Source organism: Clostridium sp. HBUAS56010 (assembly GCF_007115105.1).
Taxonomy (GTDB): Bacteria; Bacillota; Clostridia; order Lachnospirales; family Lachnospiraceae; genus Lacrimispora.
In genome coordinates this window covers 400091-420371 of the sequence record NZ_SULJ01000001.1, presented here as the reverse complement: position 1 = coordinate 420371, position 20281 = coordinate 400091, and the positions used below count along the sequence as shown (strand labels likewise).

The following is a 20281-nucleotide window of genomic DNA, read 5'->3' as shown; positions in this document are numbered from 1 at the left end:
TCTATGACCATTGTTGAGATAGGAAAAAAAGCAAAAGATATTACAGGTGTATTAAATATCCTTGGTTCTGAAAAAAAGAATGAAGGTTTAAAGTCTGCGGCAAAAGCTTTGCTTCAGGGAGAAACAGAGATTCTTGCTGCCAATGAAACGGATGTGAATAAAGCAGTAGCATCAGGTATGAGTGCAGGGCTTGTAGACCGTTTGAAGCTGACTTCAGAAAGAGTGAGGGCTATGGCAGACGGTCTTTTGTCCGTTGCCGCTTTAGAAGACCCGGTTGGAGAAGTTCTTTCCATGAAGGTAAGACCCAATGGGCTTACCATCGGTCAGAAGAGAGTTCCTTTAGGCGTTGTTGGGATTATCTATGAAGCAAGACCCAATGTAACCGCAGATGCTTTCGGGTTATGTTTTAAATCTGGAAATGCTGTGATTTTAAAAGGCGGAAGCGATGCTCTTGCATCCAATATTGAAATTGTAAGATGGTTAAAAAAGGGACTTAAGGATGCGGGTCTTCCTGAGGATTCTATCCAGCTTATTACAGATACTGACAGGGAAGTGACGAGAAAGTTCATGTCTCTTCGGGAATATGTGGATGTATTAATCCCAAGAGGCGGTGCCGGATTAATAAAAGCTGTGGTGGACAACAGCACCATACCGGTTATTGAAACCGGAACCGGAAACTGTCATATCTTTGTGGACGACTCAGCAGATTTTGATATGGCGCTGGATATTATTTTCAATGCGAAGACACAGAGAATAGGTGTATGCAATGCCTGTGAAGCACTTGTTATCCATAGAGACATTGCGCCTCGTTTTCTCCCTCTTTTAAAAGAACGGCTGTCTCTTAAGTCTGTTGAAATACGGGCTGATGAAGAGGCGTGCTCCATTGTTCCTGATTTTGTCTTGGCAAGTGAAGAAGACTGGGGAACAGAATATTTAGATTATATCTTATCGTTAAAAGTGGCAGGGTCTGTGGAAGAGGCGATTCACCATATTAACCGTTATAATACAGGACATTCCGAGGCGATTATTACCTCCAATTACGATCATGCGCAGAAATTCCTCAATGAAATTGATGCCGCAGCCGTTTATGTCAATGCATCCACAAGATTTACAGACGGATTTGAATTTGGTTTTGGTGCAGAGATTGGCATCAGCACCCAAAAACTTCATGCACGAGGCCCGATGGGATTGAAAGAACTCACAACCACCAAATATATTATTTATGGAAATGGTCAGGTTCGTCCGTAATGAGGAAAATATCTTCTCTGAGTTACAAATGAGAGGAATATTTGATATTTATTACAAAAAGTGAAACCAAAATTAGCATTTTTTTAGCGTTTTAATTCCACATAACGTGATAAAATAAATTTATAAATCATATTAGTGGTTACAAAGGAGAATATTATGGATTTTTCGCTGATTATTGGAATTATTATTGGTGTGGCAGCTCTTTTAACAGGTTATGTGCTGGAACATGGTGTCATATCATCGTTGTTTTTACTTAGTCCTTTCGTCATCGTATTTGGAGGAACAGTGGGATGCGTGACAGCCTCCTTTTCACTGAATGACATTGGTATGGCTTTAAAAGCTATGGTAAAAAGTTTTAATCATCCCCATTCCGGCAGTATGGAACGGATGATATCCAAGATTGCCATGATTGCCACGAGGTACAGGACCGACGGAGTAACCTGTCTGGAAGATATCAGCCGTGATCCGGAGCTGAACCAGGAGGAATATCTTCTTCTGAAAGAAGGACTGGTTCTGATCCAGGAGATGAAGACCCCGGAAGCCATACAGTATACTCTGGAATCCGATATCAGAGCTTATGTGCAGCAAAGGAGTATTGAAGCGAGCGTGTTTGATGCAGCCGCAGGATTTTCTCCTACCATGGGTGTTATTGGTACGGTTATGGGACTGATTATGGTACTGGCATCAGGTTTTGATGACCCTTCCAAACTTGCTGGTTCCATTGGTACTGCGTTTATTGCGACTCTTTACGGTGTTTTTTTGGCAAATATCGTTTACCTTCCTATTGCCACCAAATTAAAGACTCAGTTAAAGAGAAAGCATATTCAAAAAGAGATGGTTGTGGATGGTGTCTGTATGATTGCAAGAGGAAGCACCTCACGGAATATTGAGAATGAACTTGCCCTTTATTTTCAGGCATTTTCAGATGGAGGAAAAAAATACAAACAGGGAATTGAGAATTAAACAAAGGAGGAATGAAAGATGGGCAGAAGAGGAATTGAACCAGAACCTGAAAAAGAAAATTCAGACCGTTGGCTTCTTACTTATTCCGATATGATTACCTTGCTCCTGGCTTTGTTTATTATCATGTATGGTATGAGTTCCGTTGATTCTCAAAAAGTAAAGGAAATGTCTCAGGGATTGGAGCAGGCGCTGAATCATGGTGCTTCAAAAGCCGGAACCGGGGTTGGTGCCGGTGGAGGGAATATTTCTACTGATAATCTGGAAAGTGTTTATAAAAGCTTACAGGCTTACATAAAAGAACGGGATTTGGATCAGACCATTGACGTGACTTCAAGTGGTTCCAGCATTACCATCCGTATGAAAGATGCGATGCTGTTTAAACCGGATACCGCTGTTTTATTACCGGGAAGCAAGCCGATTATTGAGGAGATAGCCAATACATTAGAGGCGATCTATCCGGATATTAATCACATTACCATTACAGGGAATACTGCTGACCTGGGGAATAGGGATGCAGCCAATGAGGCGGATTCCTGGCAATTATCTGTAAACCGTGCGGTTACTGTCCTCAATTATATGACTTCCATGGGGCTGCAGGCAGAGAAGATGTCAATTGAAGGCAACTCCCATTATAATCCGATTGCTACCAACGATACCGATGAAGGAAGAGCCAAAAACCGTAGAGTTGAGATTACAATTACGGGCAGTGCAAATTGATATTTACAGGTTTGACTTTTTGTGCCTTATATGATAGGCTAAGAATAGTTTAGACAGAGAGAGGTGAAAGAATGGAGTTATAATTCTTGCGAAAGGAACTGCATAATGAAAAAGTATGGGTACCATATTTTTTTGTTGTGTTAATCTTGCAAGGATATCACTCCGTTCTCAGGCTCTTTTTTTTGTGCGGTATTTCTTCATCATGGATCTGCAGCTATGGAATCTGATATCTTGCAATCACTTTATACAGATGCTGTCATGAGACAGCTACGGAGGGTTGTTTATGTCATTAATACAAGTTACGGATCTGTCTTTTTCCTATGATGGAAGCTATGAGCCTGTCTTTGAGCATGTGACATTTCAAATTGATACGGATTGGAAAATCGGGTTCACCGGAAGGAACGGAAGAGGAAAAACTACGTTTTTAAATCTGCTGATGAAACGTTATCCGTATACAGGGAAGATTCATTCCAGCGTAAAATTTGAGTATTTCCCATTTTTCATACCAGATGAGGAAAGGAATACTCTGGATATTGTGGATTCTTTGCTGGAATCTGGGGAGATATGGATGATCAAAAGGGAATTATCCCGTCTGCAGGTTTCGGAAGAAATATTGTATCGTCCTTTTTCTACGTTATCAAAGGGACAGCAGACAAAAGTTCTTTTGGCAGCACTGTTTTTAAAGGAAAACAGTTTTCTTTTAATTGATGAACCAACCAATCATCTTGATGTGGAAGGAAGAGAAGCAGTAAGCAGATACTTAAAAAGTAAAAATGGCTTTATTCTTGTATCCCATGACAGAAAGTTTCTTGATGATTGTGTTGATCACATTCTTTCTATTAATAAAACAAATATAGAAGTTCAGAGGGGAAATTTCAGTACCTGGTATGAAAACAAACAGAAGACCGATCAATATGAACAGGCAGAACAAGAGAGACTGAAAAAAGAAGTCCGTCATTTGGAAATAGCCGCAAAACAGTCAAAGAAATGGGCAGATCAGGCAGAATCCACGAAACTTGGTAAAAAGTCTGCTGTCCATGAAAAATCCATTGACACAAGAGCATACGTGGGAGAGAAGTCAAGGCGTATGCAGATGCGAAGAAAGAATCTGGAACATAGGCAGGAACGGGCAATTAACGAAAAGAAAAATCTCTTGAAAAACGTGGAAGAAGCAGAATCATTAAAACTTTATCCTGAAATTCACCATACGAACCGGATTCTTTCGTTGAAAGAAGTGACTCCTTTTTTTGAAAAACCAGTGTGCAGGCCGGTAACATTTGATCTGGAACAAGGGCAGAGAGTCTGTCTTGCAGGGCGAAATGGAAGCGGAAAATCCACGATACTGAAGCTGGTTCTGGAAAAAGAACATCTGGATCTGAAAATGAAATACAAGGGAACCTTAGAGACCGCAAGCGGACTAAAGATTTCTTATGTTTCCCAGGATACCTCCTTTTTAACGGGGAGTTTGACTGACTATGCAAGGGAATGCAGAATCGAAGAGTCTCTTTTTAAATCAGTTTTGAAAAAACTTGATATATCCAGGGAACAGTTTGAAATGCCAATGGAAAGATACAGTGAAGGACAGAAGAAAAAAGTACTGATTGCCCGGAGTCTTTGTGAACGAGCCCACCTCTATATATGGGATGAACCGCTGAACTTTATAGATGTTTATTCCAGAATTCAGATTGAAAATCTGATTCAGCAGTTTAAGCCAACAATGCTATTTGTGGAGCATGATGAGGTATTTACTGGAAAAATTGCTACGGGTAAGGTGCTTCTGGAACAAGTGGATTTTTAACTTTGCAATCAATATTATTTATGCTATAATGGAAAAATCGAATAAAATTAAGAGGTTAAGTAGATGAATTATATAAATATGACTTATGATGATGCCTGCCAATATGCACCACTGGATGAACCTGCAAGACAGTATTTTTTTATGGAATATTGTAAGGCTCTGCTTGAAAAAATAAAAGAGGCTGCCGGGAGAGAAATTTTTACTTTCCATATTGCTACATTTGGCTGTCAGATGAATTCCAGGGATTCTGAAAAACTACAGGGTATTTTAGAAGCAATCGGTTTTGTGGAAACAGAATCGGAAGAAGCGGATTTTGTTCTTTATAATACCTGTACAGTCAGGGAGAATGCAAATCAGAGGGTCTATGGCCGTTTGGGATATTTAAACAGTTTAAAGAAAAAGAATCCTCATATGATGATTTCTCTTTGCGGCTGCATGATGCAGGAAGAAGAAGTGGTTGCAAAGATAAAGAAAAGCTATCGCTTTGTGGACATTATCTTTGGTACTCATAACATATTTAAATTAGCGGAATTGATGGCAGAGCGTCTGGATAAGAAAAAGATGGTAGTTGACATATGGAAGGAAACAGACCGCATTGTAGAGGATCTTCCTACGGACCGCAAATTCCCGTTCAAATCAGGGGTTAATATTATGTTTGGCTGCAATAACTTCTGTAGCTACTGTATTGTTCCTTACGTGCGAGGAAGGGAGCGGAGCCGTAATCCCAAAGATATTGTGGACGAGATAACCAGACTCTCTGAAGATGGGGTTGTTGAGATCATGCTTCTGGGACAGAATGTGAACTCTTATGGAAAGAATCTTGATGAACCCGTAAGCTTTGCAGAACTTCTCACGCAAGTGGACAAGATTGAGGGGCTGGAGCGTATCCGTTTTATGACCTCTCACCCAAAGGATCTTTCTGATGAGTTGATTGAAGCCATGAAGAATTCGAAGAAGGTCTGTCGTCATATTCATCTTCCTCTCCAATCAGGAAGCAGCCGTGTTCTAAAAGCTATGAACCGGAGTTATACAAAGGAAAAATACCTGGAGCTTGTGGAAAAGATCCGGACAGCCATGCCTGATATTTCTCTGACCACAGATATTATTGTTGGTTTTCCCGGAGAGACAGAGGAAGACTTTTTAGAGACACTTGATGTTGTTAAAAAAGTGCGTTTTGACAGTGCATTTACCTTTATTTATTCCAAACGTACCGGAACTCCGGCAGCTAAAATGGAATGTCAGATTGCAGACGAGGACGTGAAGAACCGTTTTGACCGCTTACTGACTGAAGTACAGAGAATTTCTTCCGAGGTATGCGGAAAGGATGAACACACCGTACAGAAGGTACTGGTTGAAGAAGTAAATGATCATGGGGAAGGCCTTATGACTGGACGGATGGGGAATAATACAACCGTGCACTTTAAAGGAGACCCTTCTCTTATCGGTAAGATCGTGGATGTGTATCTGGATGAATCCAAAGGATTTTATTATATGGGAACTTTAAGAGCATAAACATAGAGAAAAGAGGAAACAAAGTACCATGGCTGGATTATCACCAATGATGACCCATTACCTGGAAACAAAAAAAGAATATCCGGATTGTCTTCTGTTTTATCGGCTGGGAGACTTTTATGAGATGTTTTTTGATGACGCAGTTACTGTTTCCAGAGAATTGGAGATTACACTAACAGGAAAAGAATGCGGATTAGAGGAACGTGCACCCATGTGCGGCGTTCCTCATCATGCCGTAGAGACCTATTTAAACCGTTTGGTTCAAAAAGGGTTCAAAGTTGCAATTGCCGAGCAGATGGAAGATCCAAAGCAGGCAAAAGGGCTGGTTAAAAGAGAAGTGATCCGTGTTGTCACTCCTGGTACAGTCACAAGTGCAATGGCTCTTGATGAAACAAAAAACAATTACTTAATGGGAATTGTTTACATAGGGGAAACGTTTGGAATTGCAGTTACTGATATTACTACTGGAGATTTTCTTGTGACTGAGGTAGGATCTGACCGGGAGTTAACCGATGAGATCAATAAATTTTCCCCCTCAGAGATTATCTGCAACGAGGCATTTTATGTTTCCGGAGTTGATATCGAAGAGATCAGAAACCGTTATCACGCAGTTATTTCTTCTTTGGATAATCATTTCTTTTCGGACGAAATCTGTCGGAACATTCTAAAAGAGCACTACAAGGTAGGCTCTCTCTCTGGACTTGGGCTTGAGGACTATGACACTGGGATTATTGCTTCCGGTGCTGTGATGCAATATATGTATGAGACACAGAAAAACAGCTTATCCCATATCACCACCATTACCCCTTATTCCACCAGTCAGTTCATGATCATTGATACTTCCACCAGAAGAAATCTGGAACTTTTGGAAACTCTCAGAGAAAAGCAAAAGAGGGGAAGTCTTTTATGGGTTCTGGACAGAACAAAGACAGCTATGGGTGCAAGACTTCTCCGCACCTATATTGAACAGCCCCTCATCCACAAAGCAGATATTATAAAACGACAAACAGCGGTGGAAGAGCTGAATATGAATTACATTTCAAGAGAAGAAATATGTGAATATTTAAATCCTATTTATGACCTGGAGCGGTTGATTGGGCGAATCAGCTATAAGACAGCCAGCCCCAGGGATTTGATTGCGTTTAAAAACTCTCTGGAAATGCTTCCTCATATTAAAAATATTTTAGGTGAATTTAATAGTGATATGTTAATGGAGCTACACAATGAACTGGACCCGCTTGATGACATTAAAGATTTGGTTGAAAGGGCAATTGTGGATGATCCGCCTATTACCATAAGGGAAGGCGGAATCATAAAAGAAGGTTTTCAGGAAGAGGCGGATAAACTTCGCCACGCAAAAACAGAGGGAAAGAACTGGCTGGCTGAACTGGAAGCACGGGAGAAAGAAAAGACAGGAATTAAGAATTTAAAGGTTAAGTTTAATAAAGTTTTTGGCTATTATTTTGAAGTCACTAATTCCTTTAAAGACCTTGTTCCTGACTATTTTGTGAGAAAACAGACCCTTGCCAATGCCGAGCGTTATACCACCGATGAACTAAAAGAACTGGAAGATGTGATTCTTGGAGCGGAGGATAAGCTGTTTTCCCTGGAATATCAGTTGTTTTGCCAGGTAAGAGATTCTGTTGCTGATCAGGTATTGCGTATTCAGAAAACAGCAAGAGCTGTTGCGGGAATTGATGTACTTACCTCTCTTTCTACAGTTGCAACAAAGAATAATTATATAAAGCCCTCCATCAATGAAAAGGGATTGATTGATATAAAGAACGGACGGCATCCGGTTGTTGAAAAGATGATGAGAGATGATCTGTTTGTTTCCAATGATACCTATCTGGACAATGCCAAAAACCGTTTATCTATTATAACAGGTCCCAATATGGCTGGTAAATCAACCTATATGAGGCAGACTGCACTCATTGTTCTCATGGCACAGATCGGGAGTTTTGTTCCGGCAGAAGAAGCCAATATTGGAATCTGCGACCGCATCTTTACAAGAGTAGGAGCATCGGATGATTTGGCTTCCGGTCAAAGTACGTTTATGGTTGAGATGACGGAAGTTGCCAATATTCTTCGGAATGCAACAAAGAACAGTCTGATTGTTCTTGATGAGATTGGACGTGGAACCAGCACGTTTGATGGTCTCAGCATTGCATGGGCAGTTGTGGAACATATCAGCAACTCCAAGATTCTTGGAGCAAAGACTCTGTTTGCAACCCATTACCATGAACTGACTGAATTAGAAGGAACCATGGGCGGGGTCAACAATTACTGTATTGCAGTAAAGGAACAGGGAGATGATATCGTCTTTTTAAGAAAGATCATAAAAGGCGGTGCCGATAAAAGTTACGGTATTCAGGTAGCCAAGCTGGCAGGTGTTCCCGATTCTGTCATAACCAGAGCAAAAGAGCTTCTGGCGGAATTGAGTGATGCAGATATTACGGTAAAAGCCAAGGAGATTGCTGAAGGTAACAGCAACCTTCCCCAGAGAAAAGTCGTTCCAAAGCCAGACGAAGTGGATTTACAACAGATTTCACTGTTTGACACTGTAAAAGACAATGACATTATTAAAGAACTGGAAGATCTGGAACTTGGCACCATGACTCCCATTGATGCGCTCAATACCTTATACCGTTTACAGACAAAGCTGAAAAACCGCTGGTAACAAGAAAAAGGAGCTGATGTCATGCCTAATATAACTGTACTGGATCAAAATACCATTAATAAGATTGCTGCCGGTGAAGTAATTGAACGGCCTGCTTCGGTTGTAAAGGAGTTGCTGGAGAATGCGATTGATGCAAAAGCAACTGCCGTAACCGTGGAGATCAAGGAAGGCGGTACTTCTTTTATCCGGGTAACGGATAATGGCTGCGGAATTTCAAAAGAGGAAGTCCCATTGGCGTTCCTTCGCCATTCCACAAGTAAGATCAAATCCGTAGAGGATTTATTTACAGTCTCTTCTTTAGGTTTTCGCGGAGAGGCACTGGCAAGTATTGCTGCAGTATCCCAGGTAGAACTTATTACAAAGACCAGTGTAGGTCTGACCGGAACCCGTTACCAGATTGAGGGCGGCGAGGAACGTAATCTGGAAGAAATCGGTGCTCCGGAGGGAACGACATTTATTGCCAGAAACCTGTTTTACAACACACCCGCCAGAAAAAAGTTTTTAAAAACACCGATGACAGAAGGCGCACATGTATCCGACCTGGTGGAAAAACTGGCTCTGTCCCATCCGGAGATTTCGATTCGGTTTATCCAGAATAACCAGAATAAGCTTCATACTTCTGGAAATCATAATTTAAAAGATATTGTCTATACGGTTTTTGGCAGGGAGATTGCCTCCAACCTGTTGGAAGTATCCGTGAAACAACCGGAAGTATCCATTCGGGGGTACATTGGCAAACCTGTAATTGCAAGAGGAAACCGAAATTATGAAAATTATTTTATCAATGGAAGGTATATTAAAAGCAGTATTATATGCCGTGCCATTGAAGAAGCTTATAAGCCATTTATGATGCAGCATAAGTATCCATTTACCATGCTTCACTTTACCATTGAGCCGGAGACGCTTGATGTCAATGTTCATCCTACAAAGATGGAGCTGCGTTTCCGGGATGGAGACATGGTATATCATATGGTGTATCAGGCGGTTGCAAATGCACTTGCCCATAAGGAACTGATTCCTGAGGTGGAGCTGGAGAAAAGAAAAGAAGAGAATGCTCTGCATATGCCGGGAAAGAAGCTGGAACCCGCTCCGGAACCGTTTGAAAAGAGACGACTCATGGCGATGCAGCAACAGGCCGCCGCAAAGGAGATAAATGAGAGTCCTTCTGTGCCTGAATTTCAGAAACGGCTGATTCCCCAGACTCCAATCTTGGAACAGGTAAAAGAACCGGATGATCTTCTGAAAAACTGGCTCCCTCAATCTGCCGCTTCTAACCCTCTTCCGGCAAGTGATCACAAGAAAGAATTAAAACAAGAAGAGACAAAAGCTGGTCAGATGGATCTTTTTGATGGGAAATTATTAGAACCAAAAGCCCGCTCCATGCACAAACTGATTGGACAATTATTTGATACTTACTGGCTGGTTGAGTTTAACGAACAGCTTTATATTATTGATCAGCATGCTGCACATGAAAAGGTTTTATATGAGAAGACAATGGCAACACTTAAAACCAGGGAGTATACTTCCCAGCTGGTCAGTCCTCCGATTATACTGACCCTTAACCGGAATGAAGAAGTTCTTCTGCAGCAGCACTTAACCTACTTTACCCAGATGGGATTTGAGATTGAGCCGTTTGGAGGAAGGGAATATGCGGTCAGAGGTGTTCCTGCCAATTTATTCTCCATTGCAAAAAAAGAGTTGCTTATTGAGATGATTGACGGACTGTCAGAAGAAGGGGCTGCCAGCAATCCTGACATTATTTATGACCGGGTTGCAACCATGTCCTGCAAAGCCGCTGTAAAAGGCGGAAACCGTCTTTCCTTTGCAGAAGCCAATGAGTTAATTGATCAGCTTCTGGGACTTGAGAATCCTTATGCCTGTCCCCATGGAAGGCCAACCATTATTTCCATGAGTAAATATGAACTGGAAAAGAAATTCAAGAGGATTGTGTGATGAAACCACTGATTGTTTTAACTGGACCTACAGCAGTCGGAAAAACTGCATTATCAATTAATCTTGCAAAAGCTATTGGCGGAGAGATTATCAGTGCGGATTCCATGCAGGTATACCGTCACATGGATATTGGTTCTGCAAAGATATCAGAAGAAGAGATGGAAGGTGTTCCCCATCATCTGATTGATGTGCTCGAGCCGCAGGAGGAATTTAATGTAACCATATTTCAGTCAATGGCAAAAAAGGCGATGGACGAGATTTATTCCAGAGAACATATTCCCATTGTGACAGGAGGAACCGGCTTTTATATCCAGGCACTATTATATGACATAGATTTTACGGAGACAAAAGAGGATTCTTCCCTGCGAAGTGAACTGGAAGCATTGGCAAAAGAAAAGGGCGGAGAGTATCTTCATCAGATTCTCAGAAATATTGATCCTGAATCCGCAGAACAGATTCATTCGAACAATGTAAAAAGGGTTATTCGTGCCATTGAGTTCTATCGTCAGACAGGTGAGCAGATTTCTGTACACAACAAACGGGAACGGGAAAAGAAATCTCCCTATGACTTTTTATACTTTGTAATAAATATGGACCGTGATACACTCTATAAGCGGATCGACAGCCGGGTGGACCAGATGGTGGAACAGGGACTGGTGAAAGAGGTTGAGAGATTAAAGTCTATGGGCTGTACCAGAGAGCTGGTTTCCATGCAGGGACTTGGATATAAAGAGATCCTTGATTATCTGGATGGAACCTGTTCTCTGGAGGAAGCCATTTACTTCCTGAAAAGAGATACAAGACATTTCGCAAAGCGTCAGATCACATGGTTTAAACGGGAAAAAGATGTAACATGGATTTCTCTTCCGGATTATGGATACCACCCGGATAAGGCACTTGCAGAGATGATGGAAATAGTTGATAAACAGTATGGATTGGAGAAAAGAGCAACATGGAAATAGATACAATGTATGAAAAACTTGGAATCAGTCAGGCTGTACTGAACTTTGGAAAGAAGATAGAAGCAAAGTTAAAAGATCGTTTTGACAGGATTGATGAAAATGCAGAATACAATCAGATGAAGGTATTAAAGGCTATGCAGGACAACCGGGTCAGCGACATTCATTTCGCAGCTACAACCGGATATGGCTATAATGACCTGGGACGGGATACCCTGGAAGCTGTTTATGCAAGCGTTTTTCATACGGAGACTGCCTTAGTGAGACCCAATTTAATCAGCGGAACCCATGCGCTGTCTGTTGCATTATCTGGAAATCTTCGTCCAGGCGATGAACTGCTTTCTCCTGCGGGTAAACCTTATGATACGCTGGAAGAAGTAATCGGAATCCGGGAAAGCACTGGTTCTTTGAAGGAATATGGGATTTCCTACCGCCAGGTAGAACTTCTTTCCGATGGAACTTTTGATTATGATGCAATTAAAAAGGCAATAAATGAAAAAACCAGACTTATTACAATTCAAAGATCCAAAGGGTATGATACCAGACCAACATTTTCTGTAACCCAAATTGGCGAGCTGATTTCATTTGTAAAGAACATAAAACCGGATGTAATCTGTATGGTGGACAATTGTTATGGAGAATTTGTGGAACGAATGGAGCCGTCTGACGTTGGAGCGGACATGATTGTTGGTTCTCTTATTAAGAATCCGGGAGGAGGTCTTGCTCCTATTGGCGGATATATCGCCGGAAAGAAAGAGTGTATTGACCGGGCTTCTTACCGTCTGACTGCACCCGGTCTTGGAAAGGAGGTGGGAGCCAGCCTTGGGCTTAACCAGTCTTTTTACCAGGGATTATTCCTTTCACCAACTGTTGTTGCAAGTGCATTAAAGGGAGCTGTTTTTGCGGCAAATGTTTATGAGAAGCTGGGGTTTGATGTGGTTCCCAATGGAAAAGAATCCCGTCATGACATTATCCAGGCAGTTACTTTTGGAACGGCAGAAGGTGTTATTGCTTTTTGCCAGGGAATTCAGGCTGCCGCTCCGGTAGATAGTTTTGTGTCCCCGGAACCATGGGATATGCCTGGATACGATGCGCCAGTTATTATGGCTGCAGGAGCATTCGTCCAGGGATCTTCCATAGAATTAAGTGCAGATGGTCCCATTAAACCTCCATATGCGGTGTATTTTCAAGGGGGACTTACCTGGTACCATGCAAAACTTGGGATCCTTATGTCTTTACAGAAGCTTTTTGAAAGTGGATTAATTGATTTATAAAAAAGGTGTACACAAATGGAAATCTATGTTAAAATGTTTTGATAGGTATGGAGATTCCTGCCATTAAATCAAAAGGGGTAGCAGAGCAGATGAAGCAAAAAAACTGCTGGGTACTGCTTCTTCTTATGCTTGCAGGTGTTGTTCTGGGCGGATTTATCGGGAACATTACTCAGGGGATATCCTGGTTGTCCTGGCTGAATGCCGGACAATCCTTTGGATTTGATACTCCTCTTGTGGTGAACTTTGGTATTCTGGTTATTACTTTTGGTATTAACATCAAGATAACCCTTGCCGGCATTATAGGAGTTGCAGCAGCACTCATTATGTATCGATTCATTTGATTCTTACATATGTCTTTTTTCGTACCTGGAGAGTAACCGTCAGGAGGCATATGAAACGTATAACCATGAAAGACATCCCAACGGATGAGAGACCCTATGAGAAATGTCTGAATGACGGGGTTCAGGGCTTAAGCGATGCGGAACTTTTATCCGTAATTATCCGTACAGGCACCAGAGAAGAGAATTCCCTGATGCTGGCACAAAAGATACTGGCCTTAAATTATCCGGGAAAGGGTATTTTAGGGCTTTTGCACCTTTCCATGCAGGAACTTATGCAGATTAAAGGAATTGGCAGAGTCAAGGGAGCGCAGTTATTGTGCATTGGCGAACTCTCCCGGAGAATATGGAAGAAGACAGCCAGCCTGGAGACAGTTTCTTTCCATCATCCTGTGGATATTGTCAATTACTTTATGGAGGACATGCGCCACAGAGAGCAGGAACAGGTTTATGTAATGTTCTTAAATACAAAAGGAGTCCTGATTAAGGACGTAATGATCTCTCAGGGAACGGTGAATGCTTCCGTAGTTTCTCCTAGGGAGATTTTTATTGAAGCGGTTAAGTACCATGCTGTCAGTCTGGTACTTGTTCATAACCATCCAAGCGGAGATCCGTCTCCCAGCAAAGAAGATATTCATCTTACAAGACGGGTAAAAGAAGCTGGAGAGCTGTTGGGAATCCGGCTGTTGGACCATATTATTATAGGAGATAATTCCTATATCAGTTTGAAAGAACGGGGAGTTTTATAGATGGAATCAAAGCGTAGTAAGTATGTTCTTATATCTTTAACCGTATTTTGTGTTCTTTTGATTGGTTTGACTTCCATTCATGATGAATGGCTGACCCCGCTTCGGACCGGAGTGGGATACTTTCTGATTCCGGTACAATCAGGAGTTAATTCTGCGGGTTCCACTATTTATGACGGAATCGCAGATCTGACAAAGATGCACAATGCACAAAAAGAGAACAAGGAAATGAAAGATATTATCACACAGTTGACGGAAGAAAATACCAGACTTCAGTCAGAAGAGATGGAGCTTACGCGCCTTCGTAAACTCTATGACTTAGACCAGCAATACGGTCAATACGAAAAGGTAGGTGCCAGAGTAATTGCCAATGATTCCAGCAACTGGTTTCAGGTATTCCGGATTGATAAAGGATCAAAAGACGGCATCGCTGTGGATATGAATGTGATGGCAGGAGGCGGTCTGGTCGGAATTGTAACCGATGTGGGTGCCAACTATGCAACCGTCCGTTCCATAATCGACGATTCCAGCCGTGTGAGCGGTATGGCAATGCAATCTGGTGACAGTTGCATTGTTGCCGGAGATCTGACGCTGTTTAAAGAAGGCAGACTTAGAATTACCAATGTGTTAAAAGAAAGTGATTTAAAAGATGGGGACAAAATTGTGACCTCCAATATCAGTTCTGTCTTCCTTCCTGGTCTTTTGGTTGGCTATGCCGCTGATATTACCAATGATACCAATAATGTCACCAAGTCTGGATATCTCATTCCGGCTGCAGAATTTGACAGTCTGCAGGAAGTATTGGTCATTACCAAATTAAAATCAGATATGATGAAGGAAGATGCTTCCACAGAGACACCTTCTGCAGAACCACAGACGGCAGAAAGTACCGCTCAATAGCGAAAAGGAGTAACATGAGACGTATAATTTTCAATATACTGCTGATTATACTGGCGTTTACCGTCCAAAGCTGCATATTCCCGTTGCTGCCATTTTTATCAGCTTCTCCCAATCTGCTTCTGATTCTCACTTTTTCCTTTGGCTTTATGCATGGGAAAGAAGCCGGGATGTATTACGGACTTTTGGCAGGACTTTTGATGGATTTGTTTTACACAGGTCCCTTCGGCTTTTATACATTGATTTTTCTATTTGTCGGATACGTCAATGGGATCTGCACGAAATATTATTATGAGGATTACATTACCCTTCCATTAATACTTAGTGTATTAAATGAATTGGTTTACAACTTTTATATTTATGTTTTCCGCTTCCTGATCCGTCAAAAGATACGGATCGGATATTATTTTATCAATATTGTACTTCCGGAAATCATATTTACGGTTGTGACAACATTGCTTCTTTATCGGGTATTCCTGATTCTGAACCGCCATTTGGAAGAAATAGGAAAAAAAGGGGATTCGAATATTGTTTAGAGATTTATTGGAAATCATAACAGAATTTTTAAAGAAAGCGATGATTTCACGGCTTTTCGTTCTGGGAGTCATCTGTTTTGCCATGTATGCCGGTCTGATCAGCAAATTATTCCATATGCAGATTATCAATGGAGAAAAGGCGCTGAACGAATATCTGCAGTTGACGGAACAAACTATAACAACGGCTGGAACCAGAGGTAATATCTACGACCGCAAGGGGAAGGTTTTAGCATATAACAAGCTTGCCTACTCTGTCGCTATTCAGGATACTGGTGCATACAAAGATCCTGTTTCCAGGAATAATATGTACTTAAAACTGGTACAGATTCTTAGCCGCCACGGAGAGATGGTCCAGGGAAAGTTTGAAACTGCTATTGATTCCAATGGAGAGATGGTTTATACATCAGCCTCAGAAGCAGCCAGAAAACGTTTTTTACGGGATTATTATGGAATAAAAAGAGTGGAAGATCTGGATGATGCAAAAGGACTTTATCCTTCTAATTTAAGTGCTCAGGAATTGTTTGAGCGTGCGAAAAAGGACAATGGTCTTATGGATTTAAAAGATGAAGATGGACATGCCTTAACTTTAACTGATCAGGAAGCTCTTGATATCATTAATATTAAGTATTCTCTGCGCCTGATGTCTTACCGGAAGTATGAATCAACCACCGTCTCAACCCAGGTATCCGAGGAAACGGTTGCAGATATTTTGGAGCACATCAGTGATATGCAGGGAGTCAGTGTGGAGGAAACCACCATCCGGGCTTATAATGACAGCATTCCTTTTGCTCCGGTGCTTGGCTACACAGGAAAAGTTCCTGAGGAACAGTTAGAAGGTCTTCAGCAGAAAAAAGAAGATTATGACATCAACGATATCGTGGGACGGACAGGAATTGAATATACCATGGAGCATGATCTTCAAGGAACAAAAGGGAGAAAGACTATCTATAAAGACAGCGTTGGACGAATCCGTGAAACCAAAGATGCAACCGATGCTTCTGCGGGAAATGATGTCTACCTTACACTTGATGCAGAACTGCAAAAAGGAATTTATCACCTTATTGAACAGTCTCTTGCCGGAGTATTGATTAAAACCATTGTGAATGAAGATTATCAGGCAGGCGCGTCTACCGATGGCTCCAATATGAAGATTCCGGTTAAGGATGCCTATTACCAGCTTATTAATAACAATGTGCTTTCCCTGAAGATCCTTGAGAGGGAAGATGCCTCAGAGATAGAAAAAACTATTTACGGGAAGTATGCGTATTCGCAGACAAGGATATTTACAAGTTTAAAGAATGAACTGATGAGCAGTCATTCTACTGTCATGCAGGACCTGCCGGAAGATATGAAAGCATATATGTTCTACATATATTCCTATTTGTCAGGACCTACTGTTGGAATTATTAAAGAGGATCTCATTGATACTTCCAGTGAAGAATACCAGGCATGGAAAGCGGATGAGATCAGTCTCAGAGACTATCTCTATTATGGAATTGCTAACGGATGGGTGGATACTACAAAACTGGAGACAGGCTCTAAATATTCCAGCGCTGATGACACCTTTGAACAGCTTGTCAATTATGTGCTTGATAATTTAGAAAGTGACCGTAATTTTACAAAAAGGATATACCGTTATCTGATTAACGACAACACCATAACAGGTCAGGAATTGTGTCTGGCATTATATGAGCAGGGCGTATTAGAGGATGATGGAAAAGATCGTTCTGAGCTTTTGGCAACCGGGGATGCGTACACATTTTTACTGAGAAAGTTATATAATCTGGAGATCACTCCGGCACAATTGGCATTGTCTCCCTGTAATGCAGGAGTTGTTGTAACAAACGATAAAACAGGAGAAGTGCTTGCCCTGGTTTCTTATCCGGGATATGATAATAACCGGATTGGAGACGGTGCTTATTTCAGCCAGCTTCAGGCGGATATGTCACTTCCGCTTTATAATAATGCAACCCAGACGAGAAAAGCACCAGGTTCTACATTTAAACCAATTACAGCAGTCGCAGCATTGGAAGAACATGCAATTACAATTGATGAGACCATTAACTGTACCGGTATCTATCGTGATGTGGAACCTCCAATTAAATGCTGGATTTATCCTGGCTACCATGGTCCTCTTAATATTGTTGGAGGAATACAAAATTCCTGCAATATCTTCTTTGCAGATTTAGGACATCGTCTGTCATTGGGTGCAAATGGAACCTATTCACCGGAAGTTGGTCTTGATGCTCTGCGCTCATATGCAACGAAGTTTGGACTTGACCATAAGTCAGGCGTGGAAATTGCAGAACTTGATCCTCAGATCTCAAAAGATTCTCCGGAGCGCTCTGCCATGGGACAGGGGAGCCATGCCTATACCAATGTACAGCTTTCCAGATATGTGGCAGCCATTGCAAACCGGGGAACTGTATTTGAACTTAGCCTGCTGGACAAAACAACGGATTCTGAAGGTAATCTGATAAAAGATTATACCCCTAAGATTTCTTCTCATATTGACGCGGCGGCTACAACGTGGGATACTGTACAACAGGGAATGAGAGAAGTGATTGCAAGTGGTACATCAAAGAGGTTGTTTGCTGACCTTGAAGTGGAGATTGCAGGTAAGACAGGCACCGCTCAGGAAGCCCGCAACAAACCAAACCATGCTTTCTTCATTTCTTATGCACCATATGACAATCCGGAGATCTGCGTTACCGTGAATATTCCTTATGGTTATTCCTCATCCAATGCAGCTAATATAGCGAAGAACGTCTATAAGTATTATTATGGCTATACAGACTTGGAATCCATTGTCAATGCGGGTGCCCTGGATGCAGCGAAAGTTAACATTCGCGATTAACTAGGATAAGAGGTGAATATGATGCATAATACCGTAGTGATTAAGAGCAACAGAGCAGGTATGATTGTCATCCTGGACCCGGATATCCCTTTCCCTCAGCTTCTTTCTGATATCGGGAAAAAGTTTGGAGACAACTCCAAATTCTGGGGATCTGTACAAATGACCCTGACCTTAGAGGGACGGGAACTGACTTCAGAAGAAGAATTCGCAATCGTCAATCAGATTACAGAAAACTCCAATGTGGAGATTATCTGTCTGATGGATACAGATGCAAACCGTCTGGAACGATGTGAAAAGGCACTGAATGAGAAACTGATGGAATTATCCTGTCAAACAGGACAGTTCTTTAAAGGTAATCTGCAAAACGGAGAGACTTTGGAATCAGAAGCCAGCATTGTTATTATTGGTGATGTGTGCAAAGGCGCAAAAGTGATCGCCAAAGGCAATGTGGTTGTGCTGGGAAGACTGACTGGTACTGTATGTGCCGGTGTAGCTGGTAACAAAGAAGCCCTTATTACGGCACTTGAGATGGCTCCTACACAGCTTCGGATCGCTGACTGTACCTCTGGTCTTGACGGAAGGGGAAAGCGCCTTGGGAGAGGTCCTATGAAGGCTTACTTAGAAAATAACAAAGTCATTATAAAACCAATGAAAAAAAGTATGGAAATATTCCGTAAATTAAGGTAAAATAGAAAGAGGTATAAAACAGGAGGATATTGTATGTGTGAAATCATCGTAATCACTTCTGGAAAAGGCGGGGTAGGCAAGACAACAACTTCTGCCAACGTCGGTACCGGACTTGCGATTCTTGGAAAAAGGGTAGTTCTGATTGATACAGATATCGGACTGCGCAACCTTGATGTTGTAATGGGTCTGGAAAACCGTATTGTCTATAATTTAGTAGACGTGGTGGAAGGGAATTGCCGAATGAAGCAAGCCCTGATTAAAGACAAAAGATACCCGAATTTATTTTTACTTCCCTCCGCACAGACGAGGGACAAGACTGCTGTTACTCCAGGTCAGATGGTGAAGCTGGTTGACGATTTAAGGGAAGACTTTGACTTCATTCTTCTGGATTGTCCTGCTGGAATTGAGCAGGGCTTTCAAAATGCCATAGCGGGAGCAGGAAGAGCTATTGTTGTTACAACACCAGAAGTTTCTGCCATCCGGGATGCAGACCGTATCATCGGACTTTTGGAGGCTGCCGATATGGGAAACATTGAACTGATTGTTAACCGGATAAGAGCTGATATGGTCAAACGCGGGGACATGATGTCTTTGGATGATGTCATGGATATTCTTGCAGTTGATATTATTGGAGCTGTACCGGATGATGAGGACATCGTCATTTCCACAAACCAGGGAGAACCCCTTGTAGGTATGGGAACTCCGGCTGGACAGGCTTATATGGATATCTGCAAACGGATTATCGGGGAAAATATCCCCATACAGAATCCAGCTACAAGAGAAGGTCTGTTTTTCAAACTCTCCAATCTCTTAAAGAGAGCATAGGAGGGGTTGATATGAGCCTGTTTCCTGTATTCCGCAAGAAGAATTCAGGAGAAATTGCAAGAAATCGTCTGAAGCTTTTGCTGGTTGCGGACAAGGCGGACTGTTCTCCTGAGATTATGCAGATGATAAAAGACGATATGATCCGTGTAGTATCAAGATACATGGATATTGATTCCGACAGAATAGAGATACAGATGAAGAAGCAGAAGCAGTCGGATTGTGAGCGTTTTACACCGGTGCTTTATGCCAACATCCCTATCCGTGATGTACCTGATAAGGGGATATACTAAT

The 20281-nt window shown here is 41.8% G+C and carries 17 protein-coding genes; all 17 read left to right on the top strand.

Translation table 11 applies throughout. The annotated features are described in order from the left end of the window. Positions 1 to 3 precede the first annotated feature (3 nt). Entirely contained in the window at positions 4 to 1248 is a 1245-nt protein-coding gene (locus FAY33_RS02015; protein ID WP_143319092.1) for a glutamate-5-semialdehyde dehydrogenase, read from the top strand. A 156-nt stretch (positions 1249 to 1404) separates the two neighbouring features. Beyond that, positions 1405 to 2211, top strand: a complete 807-nt coding sequence (locus tag FAY33_RS02010) for a MotA/TolQ/ExbB proton channel family protein (RefSeq protein ID WP_143319091.1) — start codon at positions 1405 to 1407, stop codon at positions 2209 to 2211. Positions 2212 to 2229: 18 nt separating this feature from the next. After that, the gene (locus FAY33_RS02005; protein WP_143319090.1) at positions 2230 to 2928 is read left to right on the top strand and encodes a flagellar motor protein MotB; all 699 of its coding nucleotides are present in this window, start codon (positions 2230 to 2232) and stop codon (positions 2926 to 2928) included. A 283-nt stretch (positions 2929 to 3211) separates the two neighbouring features. After that, complete coding sequence (gene abc-f / locus FAY33_RS02000; RefSeq protein WP_143319089.1) at positions 3212 to 4726, top strand: ribosomal protection-like ABC-F family protein; 1515 nt, start codon at positions 3212 to 3214, stop codon at positions 4724 to 4726. A 63-nt stretch (positions 4727 to 4789) separates the two neighbouring features. Continuing rightward, on the top strand, positions 4790 to 6238 hold the full coding sequence (gene miaB, locus FAY33_RS01995; protein WP_143319088.1) for a tRNA (N6-isopentenyl adenosine(37)-C2)-methylthiotransferase MiaB: 1449 nt from the start codon (positions 4790 to 4792) through the stop codon (positions 6236 to 6238). Between the two features lie 28 nt (positions 6239 to 6266). Further along, entirely contained in the window at positions 6267 to 8918 is a 2652-nt protein-coding gene (gene mutS, locus FAY33_RS01990; RefSeq protein ID WP_143319087.1) for a DNA mismatch repair protein MutS, read from the top strand. 21 nt (positions 8919 to 8939) lie between these two features. Next, the gene (gene mutL / locus FAY33_RS01985; protein WP_143319086.1) at positions 8940 to 10871 is read left to right on the top strand and encodes a DNA mismatch repair endonuclease MutL; all 1932 of its coding nucleotides are present in this window, start codon (positions 8940 to 8942) and stop codon (positions 10869 to 10871) included. Then, a complete protein-coding gene (gene miaA / locus FAY33_RS01980) occupies positions 10868 to 11833 on the top strand; it encodes a tRNA (adenosine(37)-N6)-dimethylallyltransferase MiaA (protein WP_347562641.1) in 966 nt (321 codons plus the stop codon). Before mutL ends, miaA begins: the two co-directional genes overlap by 4 nt. Then, positions 11824 to 13104 carry a methionine gamma-lyase family protein gene (locus FAY33_RS01975; protein ID WP_143319084.1) on the top strand — a complete coding sequence of 427 codons (1281 nt, stop codon included), beginning with the start codon at positions 11824 to 11826 and terminating at the stop codon, positions 13102 to 13104. Before miaA ends, FAY33_RS01975 begins: the two co-directional genes overlap by 10 nt. Before the next feature lie 89 nt (positions 13105 to 13193). Beyond that, on the top strand, positions 13194 to 13445 hold the full coding sequence (locus FAY33_RS01970) for a DUF4321 domain-containing protein (RefSeq protein WP_143319083.1): 252 nt from the start codon (positions 13194 to 13196) through the stop codon (positions 13443 to 13445). 50 nt (positions 13446 to 13495) lie between these two features. Then, a complete protein-coding gene (radC, locus tag FAY33_RS01965; protein ID WP_143319082.1) occupies positions 13496 to 14191 on the top strand; it encodes a DNA repair protein RadC in 696 nt (231 codons plus the stop codon). Next, on the top strand, positions 14192 to 15088 hold the full coding sequence (mreC, locus tag FAY33_RS01960) for a rod shape-determining protein MreC (RefSeq protein ID WP_143319081.1): 897 nt from the start codon (positions 14192 to 14194) through the stop codon (positions 15086 to 15088). 14 nt (positions 15089 to 15102) lie between these two features. After that, positions 15103 to 15621 carry a rod shape-determining protein MreD gene (gene mreD / locus FAY33_RS01955; RefSeq protein WP_143319080.1) on the top strand — a complete coding sequence of 173 codons (519 nt, stop codon included), beginning with the start codon at positions 15103 to 15105 and terminating at the stop codon, positions 15619 to 15621. Then, positions 15614 to 18478: a penicillin-binding transpeptidase domain-containing protein gene (locus FAY33_RS01950; RefSeq protein ID WP_143319079.1), complete on the top strand. Its 2865-nt coding sequence runs from the start codon at positions 15614 to 15616 to the stop codon at positions 18476 to 18478. The genes mreD and FAY33_RS01950 overlap by 8 nt, the downstream gene beginning before the upstream one ends. A gap of 18 nt (positions 18479 to 18496) precedes the next feature. Further along, positions 18497 to 19165 carry a septum site-determining protein MinC gene (locus tag FAY33_RS01945; protein WP_347562640.1) on the top strand — a complete coding sequence of 223 codons (669 nt, stop codon included), beginning with the start codon at positions 18497 to 18499 and terminating at the stop codon, positions 19163 to 19165. A gap of 33 nt (positions 19166 to 19198) precedes the next feature. Further along, positions 19199 to 19990 carry a septum site-determining protein MinD gene (gene minD / locus FAY33_RS01940; protein WP_143319078.1) on the top strand — a complete coding sequence of 264 codons (792 nt, stop codon included), beginning with the start codon at positions 19199 to 19201 and terminating at the stop codon, positions 19988 to 19990. 11 nt (positions 19991 to 20001) lie between these two features. Continuing rightward, on the top strand, positions 20002 to 20280 hold the full coding sequence (gene minE, locus FAY33_RS01935) for a cell division topological specificity factor MinE (protein WP_143319077.1): 279 nt from the start codon (positions 20002 to 20004) through the stop codon (positions 20278 to 20280). Position 20281: the final 1 nt, after the last annotated feature.

Coding starts and splice junctions, on each gene's coding strand:
- FAY33_RS01975 (WP_143319084.1), top strand. CDS start 11,824: ATGGAAATAGATACAATGTATGAAAAACTTGGAATCAGTCAGGCTGTA.
- FAY33_RS02005 (WP_143319090.1), top strand. CDS start 2,230: ATGGGCAGAAGAGGAATTGAACCAGAACCTGAAAAAGAAAATTCAGAC.
- FAY33_RS02015 (WP_143319092.1), top strand. CDS start 4: ATGACCATTGTTGAGATAGGAAAAAAAGCAAAAGATATTACAGGTGTA.
- mreC (WP_143319081.1), top strand. CDS start 14,192: ATGGAATCAAAGCGTAGTAAGTATGTTCTTATATCTTTAACCGTATTT.
- mutS (WP_143319087.1), top strand. CDS start 6,267: ATGGCTGGATTATCACCAATGATGACCCATTACCTGGAAACAAAAAAA.
- abc-f (WP_143319089.1), top strand. CDS start 3,212: ATGTCATTAATACAAGTTACGGATCTGTCTTTTTCCTATGATGGAAGC.
- FAY33_RS01945 (WP_347562640.1), top strand. CDS start 18,497: ATGATGCATAATACCGTAGTGATTAAGAGCAACAGAGCAGGTATGATT.
- minD (WP_143319078.1), top strand. CDS start 19,199: ATGTGTGAAATCATCGTAATCACTTCTGGAAAAGGCGGGGTAGGCAAG.
- mutL (WP_143319086.1), top strand. CDS start 8,940: ATGCCTAATATAACTGTACTGGATCAAAATACCATTAATAAGATTGCT.
- minE (WP_143319077.1), top strand. CDS start 20,002: ATGAGCCTGTTTCCTGTATTCCGCAAGAAGAATTCAGGAGAAATTGCA.
- FAY33_RS01970 (WP_143319083.1), top strand. CDS start 13,194: ATGAAGCAAAAAAACTGCTGGGTACTGCTTCTTCTTATGCTTGCAGGT.
- mreD (WP_143319080.1), top strand. CDS start 15,103: ATGAGACGTATAATTTTCAATATACTGCTGATTATACTGGCGTTTACC.
- FAY33_RS02010 (WP_143319091.1), top strand. CDS start 1,405: ATGGATTTTTCGCTGATTATTGGAATTATTATTGGTGTGGCAGCTCTT.
- radC (WP_143319082.1), top strand. CDS start 13,496: ATGAAACGTATAACCATGAAAGACATCCCAACGGATGAGAGACCCTAT.
- miaB (WP_143319088.1), top strand. CDS start 4,790: ATGAATTATATAAATATGACTTATGATGATGCCTGCCAATATGCACCA.